This window comes from Bacillus sp. FAU18 (genome assembly GCF_056033885.1).
The window spans coordinates 1,726,804-1,740,195 of sequence record NZ_JBVYHZ010000003.1 but is presented as its reverse complement, the minus strand read 5'-3'; the positions used below and the strand labels follow the sequence as shown (position 1 = coordinate 1,740,195).

The following is a 13,392-nucleotide window of genomic DNA, read 5'->3' as shown; positions in this document are numbered from 1 at the left end:
AGGGGAGCAAAAATAAAATGGGAGTAGACGTGAATGTCATATTTCAAATCGCCGGAGTGGGAATCGTGGTCGCTTTTTTACACACGATATTGGATCAGATGGGCAAGAAAGAATACGCTCAGTGGGTGACGCTGTTAGGTTTTATCTATATTTTATTTATGGTCGCCACGATTGTAGATGACCTATTTAAAAAGATAAAAGCTGTGTTTTTATTCCAAGGATAGGGGGGCTTGCAGATTGACATTGTTCAAATTGTAGGTTTAGGGCTGATCGCCACCTTCCTTTCTTTAATTGTAAAAGAACAAAAGCCGACTTTTGCGTTTTTAATCGTCGTTTTTGCCGGATGTGCCATTTTTCTTTATTTGGTAGACCAAATCTACGACATTATTCGAATGATAGAAAAAATTGCGATTAATGCAAATGTCAACATGGTCTATGTTGAAACCATTTTAAAGATCATCGGAATCGCCTATATTGCTGAATTCGGGGCACAGCTCACAAAAGATGCCGGTCAAGGAGCCATCGCCTCGAAAATAGAATTGGCGGGGAAAATTTTAATACTCGTTATGGCTGTGCCTATTTTAACCGTCATTATCGAAACGATTCTCGGACTTATACCTTCTATGTCATAACCGAAAGGAGGCGGTAGATTGAAGCGCTTTCAATGGGTTTTGCTTTTGGCCGTCCTGATCATAGCAGGCCGTGCAGAAATTGTACAAGCAGCTGGTAATGCAGAACAAACGGAAGACCATGCTGAAACAGCCGAGCAATTAGCGGAAAGGACAGCAGCCTCGCTTGAAACAGATAAGATCGGGGAATTTTGGAATGACATTATGACAGAATACGGCGGACTGCTGCCGGAAAGCCAAAAAGGCAGCTTAATGGAGTTTATCAATGGCGATAAATCATTCTCACCGCAAGAATGGCTGAAAGCTCTCTTTTCTTATTTGTTTCATGAAGTGCTTGCCAACGGAAAGCTGCTGGGCACATTGATTTTGCTCACGATTTTTTGCGTCATTCTGCAGCTTCTGCAAAATGCTTTTCAGCAAAGCACCGTCAGTAAGGTCGCTTACTCAATTGTGTACATGGTGCTGATTATTCTTGCTCTTAATAGCTTTCATGTGGCAATTAACTATGCAACTGAGGCGATTCAGACGATGACCAGCTTTATCCTGGCGCTCATTCCGCTCCTCTTGGCGCTTTTGGCTTCCTCAGGCGGAGCTGTATCTGCTGCCTTCTTTCATCCTGTTATCCTCTTCCTGATGAACACGAGCGGTCTCTTGATTCAGAATATCGTCATGCCGCTGATTTTTTTATCAGCGATTCTGAGCATTGTCAGCACGATGACTGAACAATACAAAGTAACGCAGCTGGCCAACCTGCTCAGAAATATCGCCATCGGGGCACTGGCTGTTTTTCTTACCATCTTTCTCGGCGTCATCTCTGTTCAGGGAGCCTCAGCTGCAGTGACAGACGGCATTACGCTCAGGACGGCTAAATTTATAACCGGAAATTTTATTCCTGTGCTTGGCCGAATGTTTACAGACGCAACAGATACAGTAATCAGCGCCTCTTTACTGCTGAAAAATACGGTAGGGATTCTCGGTGTCGCTATTTTGATCTGTATCGCGGCATTTCCGGCAATCAAAGTGCTTTCCCTCGCTTTTATTTATAAGCTGGCAGCCGCGATTCTTCAGCCGCTTGGAGGCGGGCCCGTCATCACCTGCCTCGACGTCATCAGCAAAAGCGTCATTTATATTTTTGCAGCTCTCGCCATTGTGTCTCTCATGTTTTTTTTAAGCCTTACTGTCATAATCACAGCCGGAAACCTCACGATGATGATGAAATGAAGGAGGCAGGCGAATGAATTTTTTAACGGAATGGCTTACCACCATCGTGTTGTTTATCCTATTTGCAATTGTGATTGATATGCTGCTGCCGAGCTCCAGCATGCAAAAGTACGCAAAAATGGTAGTCAGCCTGCTCTTGATTGTCGTCATGCTTACGCCGATTTTTAAACTTTTCAAGACAGACCCCGAAATCATCTTTGAATATCTCACAAAAAACGGGCAGTCAGAGTCTGCCGACATAAAAAATCAAATCAATTCAAAAAAAATAGAAATACAAGCTTCCCAGCGCGCATATATTCTAGAAGAAATGGCTGTCCAACTAAAAAAGAAAGCGGAGGAGAGATTCAGTCATGATGAATATAAAGTAGGCCGCATCAAACTCACGGCAGGAGAAAAGGTAGATTCAGAAGAGGATATTAAAACAATCAGCGTGTATATGGCCCCGTCTTCTGAAAAAACGGTCCAAACGGTCGCGCCGGTCCACATTGATACAGATCATGCATACGTAACGAAAGAAGCAGCCGAACAAAAAGAAGCCAAACAGATACAAACGCAGCTCGCGGACATTTGGGAAATCGGAAGTGAGAAAATTACGGTTCATATGGAAGGCGGGGAGAATGTCGGCAATGAATAAAAACGGATTATGGAATGTATTGAAAAAGCAGTTTCTTCCGGGACAAACGAAGGACGGCGAAAAGCCGAAGCTGACCAAATATCATTACTTTCTATTCGTTTTTGTTCTCGGAGTTTCCTTTATGCTTGTCAGCCAGCTGTTTTCTTCACCTGAGAAAACAGAAAACGCCAAAACGATAACGGCCGTATCATCGCAACATTCCGCAGACAGCAAAGAGAAAACAGCTGAAGTGTTTAAAGCCTCAAAATCTGATAAACCTAAAGACTCGATCGATGACTATGAAAAAGAATACGAAAATCAGCTGAAAGAAATTCTTGAAACAATCATTGGTGTGGACGATGTCTCGGTTGTCGTGAACGTAGATGCAACGTCGCTGAAAGTATACGAAAAAAACAAATCAAACAAAAATACAACCACTGAAGAAACTGACAAAGAAGGCGGAACAAGAAGCGTTACAGACCAAACATCGGAGGAAGAAATCGTCATGATCAAAAACGGCGATAAAGAAACACCTGTCGTCGTCCAAACGAAAAAACCTGATATACGTGGTGTACTCGTTGTTGCTCAAGGAGTGGACAACGTTCAAATAAAACAAACCATTATCGAAGCGGTGACACGGGTCCTGGATGTTCCAAGCCACCGGGTTGCGGTTGCCCCTAAAAAAATAAAGGAGGATTCATAAATGCTTAAAAAACAAACCGTTTGGCTATTAACAATGCTCAGTCTTGTCGTGGTGTTAAGCGTCTACTATATCATGTCGCCGGAAAGCAAAAACGCCGTGCAGATGCAAAGTGAAAAAAGCGCGTCTGACAGCGGAGAGGTCGCAACTGAAAAAGCGCCTGCCAAGCAAGACACGAAGGAAAAAAGCGGTACAGAAACTGAAAAAGGAAAAGAAGATGGAACAAAGGGAACGAAAGATTCATCAGCAGACAAGGAAACATCCGCTGAAGCCAGTGAAAAAGGAACTGTTGTTACGGAAACAGCCGATGATGATTTGTTTACGACGTACCGTCTTGATTTAGAAGATGCCAGAAGCAAAGAAAGAGAAGAGCTGAATGCCATTGTGTCAAGCGATGATGCAACAGCCAAGGAGAAAAGTGAAGCATACGATAAAATGACGGCTCTCAGTGAAGTGGAAGGAACAGAAAAACAGCTGGAAACGCTGATTAAAACACAAGGTTACGAGGATGCGCTCGTTAATGCTGAAGGAGATAAAATCAATATTACAGTCAAATCAGACAAACACTCCAAATCGAAGGCGACAGCCATTATAGACCTTGTCGCAAAAGAAATCAAAACAATGAAAGATGTCGCTGTCACATTTGAACCATCCAAGTAAGAAAGAGGAAAAAGAAGCCCGCTAAACAAGCGGGCTTTTTGCGTTGCTGTCATATTAGAGTTGAATTCAAAAGTCCGCTCCTGTAAGATGAACATAGTATGTACTTTTAGTAGTAACCTATAAAAAAAGAAATTTCATACATAGGAGTGCGATTGAATGTTAAATATCAAAGAAATCCACGAGCTGATTAAAGCAATTGACGAGTCTACAATTGACGAATTCGTATATGAAAATGAAGGTGTATCCTTAAAACTGAAAAAACACGAAGCAGGCACGGTTCAAGTCATGCAGCAGGCACCGGCAGCACCTGTACAAGCACAGGCTCCGCAGGCAGTTCAGCCGCAAGCGCAGCAAGCAGCGGCACCTGCCCAAGAAGCACCAAAACAAGATGAGAATCTGCATAAAATCACTTCACCAATGGTAGGAACATTTTATGCTTCTTCATCACCGGAAGCTGGCCCGTATGTAACAGCCGGTTCAAAAGTAAATGAAAACACAGTTGTCTGCATTGTAGAAGCGATGAAGCTTTTCAACGAAATCGAAGCAGAAGTGAAAGGCGAAATCGTTGAAGTATTAGTAGAAAACGGCCAGCTGGTCGAATACGGACAACCTCTATTTCTTGTAAAAGCGGAGTAAGGAGACTTAACATGATTAAAAAGCTATTGATCGCCAACAGAGGAGAAATTGCTGTCAGAATCATCAGAGCCTGCAGAGAGCTCGGAATTGAGACTGTCGCTGTTTATTCAGAAGCTGATAAAGATGCCCTTCATGTTCAAATGGCCGATGAAGCTTTTTGTATCGGACCGAAAGCATCAAAAGACAGCTATTTAAACGTTACAAATATTGTGAGTGTTGCAAAGCTGACTGGCACGGACGCCATTCATCCGGGATACGGATTTTTAGCTGAAAATGCTGATTTCGCTGAATTATGTGAAGAAGTTAATGTCACGTTTGTCGGTCCGAGCGCTGACGCCATTTCAAAAATGGGAACAAAAGACGTTGCGCGGGAAACGATGAAACAGGCCGGCGTGCCAATCGTACCGGGTTCACAGGGAATTATAGAAAATGTGGAAGAAGCGGTTTCGCTTGCTAATGAAATTGGGTATCCTGTAATTATAAAAGCCACCGCAGGCGGAGGCGGAAAAGGAATTAGGGTTGCCCGCACTGAAGAGGAACTGATTAATGGCATTAAGATTACACAGCAGGAAGCGGCAACTGCATTTGGGAATCCAGGTGTATACATCGAAAAATACATAGAAGATTTTCGCCATGTTGAGATCCAAGTGCTTGCTGATAACTACGGAAATACGATTCATTTGGGCGAACGCGACTGCTCGATCCAAAGACGCCTGCAAAAGCTTTTGGAAGAATCACCATCTCCTGCCCTTGATTCAGAAATCAGGGAGCAAATGGGAGATGCAGCGGTAAAGGCTGCAAAAGCGGTTGGCTATACAGGTGCTGGAACAGTTGAATTTATCTATGACTACAATGAACAGCGCTATTACTTTATGGAAATGAACACGAGAATTCAGGTAGAGCACCCAGTCACAGAAATGGTGACGGGAACTGACCTGATCAAGGAACAAATCAAAGTGGCATCAGGAATGGAACTGAGCCTCAAGCAAGAAGATGTTGAATTTGAAGGCTGGGCTATCGAATGCCGAATCAACGCAGAAAACCCAAGTAAAAATTTCATGCCGTCACCTGGTGAAATTAAGATGTACCTGCCTCCTGGCGGTCTTGGTGTCCGTGTCGATTCAGCTGCGTACCCTGGCTATTCCATCCCACCGTACTATGACAGCATGATTGCAAAGGTAATCACATACGGAAAAACGAGGGATGAAGCGATTGCCCGCATGAAGCGCGCATTGGGCGAATTCGTCATCGAAGGCATTGAGACAACAATCCCTTTCCATTTAAAACTGCTTGAACACGAAACATTTGTGAGCGGAGAGTTTAATACGAAATTTTTAGAAACATATGATGTAATGGGCTCATAATTTTTACGGAGGTGAATTGAATGAAAGACAACAGCTTGCTTAAAATGGATCACGAAGATACGCATTTGGGTAAGGTTGAGATTGCACCGGAGGTCATTGAGGTCATTGCCGGCATTGCAGCATCAGAAGTTGATGGTGTTGCCGAAATGCGCGGAAACTTTGCGACAGGCGTCGTCGAGCGTTTTGGCAAAGTGAATCATGGCAAAGGTGTCAAAGTCGACCTGGCGGATGACGGAATTACGATCGATGTATACTGTGTCGTTACATTTGGCGTTTCGATTCCGAAAGTTGCAGCATCCGTTCAGGAAAACATTCGTCAAACCTTATTAAATATGACGTCTCTTTCGATTAACGAGATCAATATTCACATCGTCGGCATTCAATTTGACACAAAAGCCCAAGAAGTCCAAATCGACGAAGAAATGTAAATGGCTTAACACGAAACCAAGGGGAGGGCGGCCCTTTGGTTTTTTTACACGTTACCCTTTATTTCAAAGCATGAAGAAAGCCGGCTTAAATAGCCGAGTTTCTTCATGATCGTGAAATCCGAATGATCATATTAAGGTGTGTGAAAATATTCGGTAATAGGGTAAAAAAACCTTGATTTCAATATGCGGATACGAAAAAAATATGTTATGATCTCTTTGTGGCTTAACGACAAGCGGATAAAGAGGATCAAAGGAGAAAGAAAATGAAAAGAAGAACAGCAAGAGAAAAAGCTTTGCAGGCACTATTTCAAATTGATGTCAGCGATATTGCAGTGAATGAAGCCATAGAACACGCACTGGATGAAGAAAAAACAGATCCTTTCTTTGAACAGCTTGTACACGGGGTATTGGAACACCAAGACCAGCTGGATGAAATGATCTCCAAGCATCTGGTGAATTGGAAGCTCGATCGGATTGCCAATGTTGACCGTGCGATTTTGCGCTTGGCAGCATATGAAATGGCATATGCCGAAGACATTCCGGTGAATGTCTCCATGAACGAAGCGATTGAGCTGGCAAAACGGTTTGGTGATGACAAAGCGACAAAGTTTGTAAACGGGGTTCTTTCTAACATTAAATCTGATATTGAACAATCATAGGAGGAAAGAAAATGACTGCAACAATCATCGACGGAAAAGAAACGGCTAGAGAAAAACGCGAACAATTGGCAAAAGAGGTAGAAGAGCTTAAAAAGCAAGGCGTCACTCCCGGACTGGCGGTTATATTGATTGGAGATGACCCTGCTTCTCACTCTTACGTGCGAGGAAAGAAAAAAGCAGCAGAAACAATGGGAATGAATTTCAAGCTCGATCAATTTGACAGCAGCCTCACAGAAGCTGAACTGCTTTCCGTTATTGATCAATATAACCAAAACCCTGAGTTTCATGGCATTCTCGTTCAGCTTCCGCTCCCAGACCATATTTCTGAAAAAGCGGTGATCGAACGTATCTCTCCTGATAAAGATGTAGACGGTTTTCATCCGTTAAACGTAGGGAAAATGCTGCTTGGCGAAGATACGTTTCTTCCTTGCACGCCTCATGGAATTGTTGAGCTTTTGAAGAAAACCAATATTGACCTTTCCGGTAAAGAGGTTGTTGTAGTCGGCCGAAGCAACATTGTCGGCAAACCTGTCGGCCAGCTTTTATTAAATGAAAACGCGACGGTTACTTACTGTCATTCAAGAACAGAAAATATTACTGAACATACGAAAAAAGCGGACATCCTGGTGGTGGCAGTCGGCAGAGCCAACTTCATCAGTGCAGACCAGATCAAAGAGGGCGCTGTTGTCATTGACGTTGGCGTTAACCGTCTGGAAAACGGAAAGCTTTGCGGAGACGTTGAATTTGAAGGGGCGAAGGAAAAAGCGTCCTTCATCACGCCGGTTCCGGGCGGAGTAGGTCCGATGACCATCACGATGCTTGCGCATAATACTGTTAAATCTGCGAAACGTACGTTATCATAGATAATTGGAGATATTCACAGGCGAAATGTTTACCCGCCTTGAATATGAGCACGATACCCGCTTCTTCAGGCTCCTAAAGCCAGGGCGGGTTTTCTTTAGTTATGGTGCAGGAATGCTTAGGAGAGGAGTTTTTAGACATGGGTGAAGCAGCGTATGTGACCGTCTCAGCGCTGACAAAGTATATAAAACGAAAATTCGATGTAGATCCTCACCTTGAAAATATTTGGATTAAAGGCGAATTGTCGAATGTAAAGATACACACACGAGGGCATATTTATTTCACTTTAAAAGACGAAAACGCAAGAATGCAGTCGGTGATGTTCGCGAGACAAAGCGAGCGTCTGCCTTTTAAACCTGAAAACGGAATGAAAGTGCTGGTAAGAGGCGGAATTTCCGTATATGAACCGAGCGGAAACTATCAATTATATGCCAAAGAAATGCAGCCTGACGGGGTTGGAGCGCTTTATTTAGCGTACGAAGAATTAAAAAAGAAGCTTGCCGGAGAAGGTTTATTTGACGACCGCTACAAAAAACAAATCCCCGCATTTCCAGCCACAATCGGGGTTGTGACATCTCCAACGGGTGCCGCTGTCAGAGACGTTATTACAACTCTAAAAAGAAGATATCCCCTTGTAAAAGTCATTGTTCTTCCAGCGCTCGTACAAGGTGAAAATGCGAGCAGATCCATCGTTACGCGCATTGAAGAGGCAAATGAAAAAGAGATTTGCGACGTACTAATTGTCGGGAGAGGCGGCGGTTCGATAGAAGAACTGTGGGCGTTCAATGAAGAAATTGTAGCACGCGCCATCTTTGCTTCCAATATTCCGATTATATCGGCAGTCGGACATGAGACGGATTTTACGATCAGTGATTTTGTCGCCGATATCAGAGCCGCAACGCCGACAGGAGCAGCTGAGATTGCTGTGCCTCATACCACTGATTTAATCGAACGGACAAAAACAGCGGAAGTCAGAATGACAAGAGCAATGCAGCAGCATCTCGGCCAGAAAAAAGAACGGATTCAAACGCTGCAATCGTCCTATGCCTTTCGTTTTCCAAAGCGTTTGTATGCGCAAAAAGAGCAGCAGTTTGACCTCGCGTACCAGCAGTTTCAAGCACAGCTGACCGCTCTTTTAGATCGGAAAAGCAGACAGCTGGAGCGTGAAACGTACAGATTAGAGGCACTGCATCCTCATGAACAGCTGAAACAAGCGAGAACACGATACCAGGAACAAACAAATCAGCTGAGAAAAAATATGAATATCCAAATGAAGCAGCTGCATTCCCAATTTCAAACCGTTCTTGGCAAGCTGAATGCACTAAGTCCTCTTCAAGTGATGGAAAGAGGATACAGCTTGGCTTATAAAGAAGATAAACTCATTAAAAGTGTCAGTCAGATAGAAGAGCAGGACCGGCTTGAAGTCAAGCTGAAGGATGGCGTGCTGACCTGTGAAGTATTAGAAAAGAGAGGGGAAGAAAAATGACAGACGTGAAAAAAAATGAAAACATGACATTTGAAGAGGCGATGAAAGGGCTTGAGAGCATCGTATCAAAGCTTGAAGAGGGAGATGTGCCTCTAGAGCAAGCCATTAACTATTTCCAAGAAGGCATGGCTCTGTCAAAAATGTGCCATGAAAAGCTGCAAAAAGTCGAAAAGCAAATGGATTTCATTTTAAAAGAAGACGGCGAACTGGCACCTTTCAGTGTTCAGGAGGAAGACGAAGGTGACAAATAAATTAACGAGCTTTCTGGCGGACCGGAAAAAAACAATTGAAAATCAGCTTTCTGTCTATACAGAAAAGCTGGATATGCCGGACTCATTAAAGAAATCTATGCTGTATTCTCTAGAGGCCGGCGGAAAGCGGTTGCGGCCTCTGATTGTACTGGCTGTTTTAAACGCATATGGAAAAAGCGAAAAAGACGGCATTCCGGTCGGCTGTGCTGTCGAAATGATTCACACGTATTCGTTAATTCACGATGATCTTCCATGCATGGATGATGACGATTTGCGCCGCGGGAAGCCGACAAACCATAAAGTGTTTGGTGAAGCGACGGCAGTATTAGCGGGTGACGGGCTGCTCACAGAAAGCTTTAAGCTGATTACCTCCCACGTGTCAGACGAGGTGTCAGCAGAAAAGCGCCTGCGGCTTGTGAATGAACTGATTTCAGCGGCAGGCACCGAAGGCATGGTCGGGGGGCAAGTAGCTGATATGGAAGCGGAAAACCGACAAGTCACGCTTGAAGAGCTCGAATCCATTCATGAACGGAAAACTGCCAAGCTTCTTGGCTTTTGTGTAATCGCTGGTGCTATTTTGGCTGATGCGCCTGAGGAAGACATTGAAACACTGCGTACCTTCAGCAGCCACATTGGAATCGGATTTCAAATCAGAGACGATATTTTAGATTTAGAAGGCAGTGAAGAGAAAATCGGCAAACGTGTCGGCTCGGATACCACAAATGACAAATCGACATACCCGTCGCTTCTTTCATTGGAAGGGGCCAAACATAAATTGGATGTTCATATAAAAGAGGCGAAGCGATTGATCGGCGGACTCTCTCTTCAAAAAGACCTTTTATATGAGCTTTGTGATTTAATTGCGGCAAGAGATCACTAAAACGATCCTAATTTGAAGCGGCTGCACGAGATATGGTAAAATGTAAGCAGTTTATATGAAAAATGAAAAGGAAAAGCGCGTTTGTCTTTTTTTATGTCTGAGATTATTGTCAGCTCGGCATGCAAAAGACATGTATCATTGCAGAAATTCATGCTGAAAGTGAGTTGATCCGCTTTGGATCTTTTATCAATACAGGACCCGTCGTTTTTAAAAAACATGTCCATTGATGAATTAGAGAAATTAAGTGATGAAATCCGTCAGTTTTTAATTACAAGTTTATCCGCTTCCGGCGGCCACATCGGCCCAAACTTAGGTGTCGTAGAGCTTACTGTTGCCCTGCATAAGGAATTTAACAGCCCGAAAGACAAATTTTTATGGGATGTAGGCCATCAGTCGTATGTCCATAAGCTGCTGACAGGACGCGGAAAAGAATTTGCGACGCTTCGCCAGTACAAAGGGCTTTGCGGATTTCCAAAGCGGAGTGAAAGCGAGCACGATGTTTGGGAAACCGGGCACAGCTCGACTTCTCTGTCAGGCGCGATGGGAATGGCAGCTGCCCGTGATATTAAAGGAACGGATGAATATATTATTCCGATCATTGGTGACGGCGCGCTGACCGGCGGTATGGCGCTCGAAGCCCTTAACCACATCGGCGACGAGAAAAAAGACATGATTGTCATCCTTAATGATAATGAAATGAGTATTGCGCCAAATGTCGGTGCCATTCACTCTATGCTCGGACGGCTCCGTACTGCGGGGAAATACCAGTGGGTCAAAGATGAGCTTGAATACTTATTTAAAAAGATTCCGGCAGTTGGGGGCAAGCTTGCCGCCACGGCGGAACGGGTCAAAGACAGCCTGAAATACATGCTCGTCTCCGGAATGTTTTTCGAGGAGCTCGGTTTTACGTATTTGGGCCCAGTGGACGGACATTCTTATCATGAGCTGATTGAGAATCTTCAATACGCCAAAAAAACGAAAGGCCCTGTTCTTCTGCACGTCATCACGAAAAAAGGGAAGGGGTACAAACCGGCTGAGACCGATACGATTGGGACATGGCATGGTACCGGACCATATAAAATTAATACCGGCGACTTTGTAAAGCCGAAAGCCGCAGCTCCTTCGTGGAGCGGCCTTGTCAGCGGAACTGTGCAGCGAATGGCGCGCGAGGACGGACGCATTGTAGCCATTACGCCGGCTATGCCTGTCGGTTCAAAGCTTGAAGGTTTCGCAAAGGAATTCCCTGACCGGATGTTCGACGTAGGAATCGCAGAACAGCATGCCGCAACGATGGCGGCAGCTATGGCAATGCAGGGTATGAAGCCGTTTTTGGCGATTTACTCAACCTTCCTGCAAAGGGCATATGACCAAGTTGTTCATGACATCTGCCGCCAAAACGCCAATGTGTTTATTGGAATTGACCGTGCAGGACTCGTCGGCGCTGATGGAGAGACACATCAAGGCGTGTTTGATATTGCGTTTATGCGCCACATTCCAAACATGGTCTTAATGATGCCGAAAGACGAAAATGAAGGCCAGCACATGGTTCATACAGCACTTAGCTATGACGAAGGCCCGATAGCGATGCGTTTTCCGCGCGGAAACGGACTCGGCGTAAAAATGGATGAACAGTTGAAAACGATTCCGATCGGTACGTGGGAGGTGCTGCGTCCAGGGAACGATGCTGTCATCTTAACATTCGGCACAACAATCGAAATGGCGATTGAAGCAGCCGAAGAGCTGCAGAAAGAAGGCCTTTCCGTGCGCGTTGTGAATGCGCGTTTTATTAAGCCGATTGATGAAAAGATGATGAAGAGTATCCTAAAAGAAGGCTTGCCAATTTTAACAATTGAAGAAGCGGTCTTAGAAGGCGGTTTCGGAAGCTCGATTTTAGAATTCGCTCATGATCATGGTGAATATCATACTCCGATCGACAGAATGGGTATACCTGATCGGTTTATTGAACACGGAAGCGTAACGGCGCTTCTTGAGGAAATTGGACTGACAAAACAGCAGGTGGCAAATCGTATTAGATTACTGATGCCGCCAAAGACACACAAAGGAATTGGATCATGACGTCAAAGAAAGAACGATTAGATGTATTATTAGTGGAAAGAGGGCTGGCGGAAACGCGTGAAAAAGCCAAAAGAGCCATTATGGCGGGGATCGTCTATTCAAACGAAAACCGCTTGGACAAGCCTGGAGAAAAAATTGATCGCGACCTTCCGCTAACAGTCAAAGGAAACCCACTGAAGTATGTGAGCAGGGGCGGCTTAAAGCTCGAAAAAGCGCTGAAGGAATTTCCCGTCTCTGTCAAAGATAAAATTATGATTGATATTGGCTCCTCCACCGGCGGTTTTACGGACTGCGCTTTGCAAAATGGAGCTAAACAGTCATACGCTGTGGATGTAGGCTATAATCAGCTTGCGTGGAAGCTTAGACAGGATGAACGGGTCGTCGTGATGGAACGGACGAACTTTCGGTATGCAACACCGGCAGACTTTACAAAGGGCATGCCGGAGTTTGCCACAATTGATGTGTCCTTTATTTCACTGCGGCTCATCCTGCCTGTCCTAAGGACTTTACTCGTACCGGGCAGCGACTGCATGGCTCTAGTTAAGCCTCAGTTTGAAGCGGGACGGGAATCCGTCGGCAAAAAAGGGATTGTCAGAGATCCTAAAGTGCATGCTGATGTGCTCAAGCGAATGATCAGTTTTTCTGCCGCTGAAGGCTATATCTGTAAAGGCTTGTCATTTTCTCCAATCACGGGAGGAGACGGAAATATTGAGTTTCTCCTTCATTTGCATTGGCCGGGAGAGGGACAGGAAGGCCAGGAGCTGCCGGAAGAAGAGATCATGCGCGTTGTAGAAGAAGCACATAAGACGTTAAAAGAAAAAAAAAGCAGATGTACCGGAATAATAGGGCGCTATTATTCCTTTTTTCTGCATTCATGTACAATGTGCAGAGAATCATATAACATAAAAGAACAGATAAGCTTGGAAAT

At 44.5% G+C, this 13,392-nt stretch carries 15 protein-coding genes and 1 pseudogene; all 16 read left to right on the top strand.

Features of this window, described 5'->3' with window-relative positions; genetic code table 11:
* Positions 1 to 17: 17 nt before the first annotated feature.
* Positions 18 to 224 carry a stage III sporulation protein AC gene (spoIIIAC, locus tag AC0OMU_RS09225; protein ID WP_003153142.1) on the top strand — a complete coding sequence of 69 codons (207 nt, stop codon included), beginning with the start codon at positions 18 to 20 and terminating at the stop codon, positions 222 to 224.
* Positions 225 to 230: 6 nt separating this feature from the next.
* The gene (spoIIIAD, locus tag AC0OMU_RS09220) at positions 231 to 632 is read left to right on the top strand and encodes a stage III sporulation protein AD (protein ID WP_003230228.1); all 402 of its coding nucleotides are present in this window, start codon (positions 231 to 233) and stop codon (positions 630 to 632) included.
* A gap of 18 nt (positions 633 to 650) precedes the next feature.
* Positions 651 to 1,850 (top strand): stage III sporulation protein AE, encoded by a 1,200-nt coding sequence (spoIIIAE, locus tag AC0OMU_RS09215; RefSeq protein WP_003230230.1) that lies wholly within the window; start codon positions 651 to 653, stop codon positions 1,848 to 1,850.
* A 13-nt stretch (positions 1,851 to 1,863) separates the two neighbouring features.
* A complete protein-coding gene (gene spoIIIAF, locus AC0OMU_RS09210; RefSeq protein WP_047182863.1) occupies positions 1,864 to 2,484 on the top strand; it encodes a stage III sporulation protein AF in 621 nt (206 codons plus the stop codon).
* Positions 2,477 to 3,166, top strand: coding sequence for a stage III sporulation protein AG (spoIIIAG, locus tag AC0OMU_RS09205; RefSeq protein ID WP_014477307.1), 690 nt, complete (start codon positions 2,477 to 2,479; stop codon positions 3,164 to 3,166). Before spoIIIAF ends, spoIIIAG begins: the two co-directional genes overlap by 8 nt.
* A complete protein-coding gene (gene spoIIIAH, locus AC0OMU_RS09200) occupies positions 3,167 to 3,823 on the top strand; it encodes a stage III sporulation ratchet engulfment protein SpoIIIAH (protein ID WP_003230250.1) in 657 nt (218 codons plus the stop codon). It begins immediately after the preceding gene.
* A gap of 156 nt (positions 3,824 to 3,979) precedes the next feature.
* Positions 3,980 to 4,459, top strand: coding sequence for an acetyl-CoA carboxylase biotin carboxyl carrier protein (gene accB, locus AC0OMU_RS09195; RefSeq protein ID WP_003230252.1), 480 nt, complete (start codon positions 3,980 to 3,982; stop codon positions 4,457 to 4,459).
* An 11-nt stretch (positions 4,460 to 4,470) separates the two neighbouring features.
* Positions 4,471 to 5,823, top strand: a complete 1,353-nt coding sequence (gene accC, locus AC0OMU_RS09190) for an acetyl-CoA carboxylase biotin carboxylase subunit (protein WP_014477306.1) — start codon at positions 4,471 to 4,473, stop codon at positions 5,821 to 5,823.
* 20 nt (positions 5,824 to 5,843) lie between these two features.
* Positions 5,844 to 6,251: a fatty acid biosynthesis protein YqhY gene (yqhY, locus tag AC0OMU_RS09185; protein ID WP_003230254.1), complete on the top strand. Its 408-nt coding sequence runs from the start codon at positions 5,844 to 5,846 to the stop codon at positions 6,249 to 6,251.
* A 263-nt stretch (positions 6,252 to 6,514) separates the two neighbouring features.
* Entirely contained in the window at positions 6,515 to 6,910 is a 396-nt protein-coding gene (gene nusB, locus AC0OMU_RS09180) for a transcription antitermination factor NusB (protein WP_003230256.1), read from the top strand.
* Positions 6,911 to 6,921: 11 nt separating this feature from the next.
* Positions 6,922 to 7,773, top strand: a complete 852-nt coding sequence (folD, locus tag AC0OMU_RS09175) for a bifunctional methylenetetrahydrofolate dehydrogenase/methenyltetrahydrofolate cyclohydrolase FolD (RefSeq protein WP_474241108.1) — start codon at positions 6,922 to 6,924, stop codon at positions 7,771 to 7,773.
* Positions 7,774 to 7,910: 137 nt separating this feature from the next.
* Positions 7,911 to 9,257, top strand: a complete 1,347-nt coding sequence (xseA, locus tag AC0OMU_RS09170) for an exodeoxyribonuclease VII large subunit (RefSeq protein WP_015251733.1) — start codon at positions 7,911 to 7,913, stop codon at positions 9,255 to 9,257.
* Positions 9,254 to 9,508, top strand: a complete 255-nt coding sequence (locus AC0OMU_RS09165; RefSeq protein WP_003226409.1) for an exodeoxyribonuclease VII small subunit — start codon at positions 9,254 to 9,256, stop codon at positions 9,506 to 9,508. The genes xseA and AC0OMU_RS09165 overlap by 4 nt, the downstream gene beginning before the upstream one ends.
* Positions 9,498 to 10,388: a polyprenyl synthetase family protein gene (locus tag AC0OMU_RS09160; RefSeq protein WP_015483424.1), complete on the top strand. Its 891-nt coding sequence runs from the start codon at positions 9,498 to 9,500 to the stop codon at positions 10,386 to 10,388. Before AC0OMU_RS09165 ends, AC0OMU_RS09160 begins: the two co-directional genes overlap by 11 nt.
* Before the next feature lie 174 nt (positions 10,389 to 10,562).
* Complete coding sequence (gene dxs / locus AC0OMU_RS09155) at positions 10,563 to 12,464, top strand: 1-deoxy-D-xylulose-5-phosphate synthase (RefSeq protein ID WP_474241107.1); 1,902 nt, start codon at positions 10,563 to 10,565, stop codon at positions 12,462 to 12,464.
* Positions 12,461 to 13,307, top strand: a pseudogene (locus tag AC0OMU_RS09150) (TlyA family RNA methyltransferase). Before dxs ends, AC0OMU_RS09150 begins: the two are co-directional and overlap by 4 nt.
* The last annotated feature ends 85 nt before the right edge of the window (positions 13,308 to 13,392 follow it).

Coding starts and splice junctions, on each gene's coding strand:
- spoIIIAC (WP_003153142.1), top strand. CDS start 18: ATGGGAGTAGACGTGAATGTCATATTTCAAATCGCCGGAGTGGGAATC.
- spoIIIAF (WP_047182863.1), top strand. CDS start 1,864: ATGAATTTTTTAACGGAATGGCTTACCACCATCGTGTTGTTTATCCTA.
- spoIIIAG (WP_014477307.1), top strand. CDS start 2,477: ATGAATAAAAACGGATTATGGAATGTATTGAAAAAGCAGTTTCTTCCG.
- spoIIIAH (WP_003230250.1), top strand. CDS start 3,167: ATGCTTAAAAAACAAACCGTTTGGCTATTAACAATGCTCAGTCTTGTC.
- accB (WP_003230252.1), top strand. CDS start 3,980: ATGTTAAATATCAAAGAAATCCACGAGCTGATTAAAGCAATTGACGAG.
- accC (WP_014477306.1), top strand. CDS start 4,471: ATGATTAAAAAGCTATTGATCGCCAACAGAGGAGAAATTGCTGTCAGA.
- yqhY (WP_003230254.1), top strand. CDS start 5,844: ATGAAAGACAACAGCTTGCTTAAAATGGATCACGAAGATACGCATTTG.
- nusB (WP_003230256.1), top strand. CDS start 6,515: ATGAAAAGAAGAACAGCAAGAGAAAAAGCTTTGCAGGCACTATTTCAA.
- folD (WP_474241108.1), top strand. CDS start 6,922: ATGACTGCAACAATCATCGACGGAAAAGAAACGGCTAGAGAAAAACGC.
- xseA (WP_015251733.1), top strand. CDS start 7,911: ATGGGTGAAGCAGCGTATGTGACCGTCTCAGCGCTGACAAAGTATATA.
- AC0OMU_RS09165 (WP_003226409.1), top strand. CDS start 9,254: ATGACAGACGTGAAAAAAAATGAAAACATGACATTTGAAGAGGCGATG.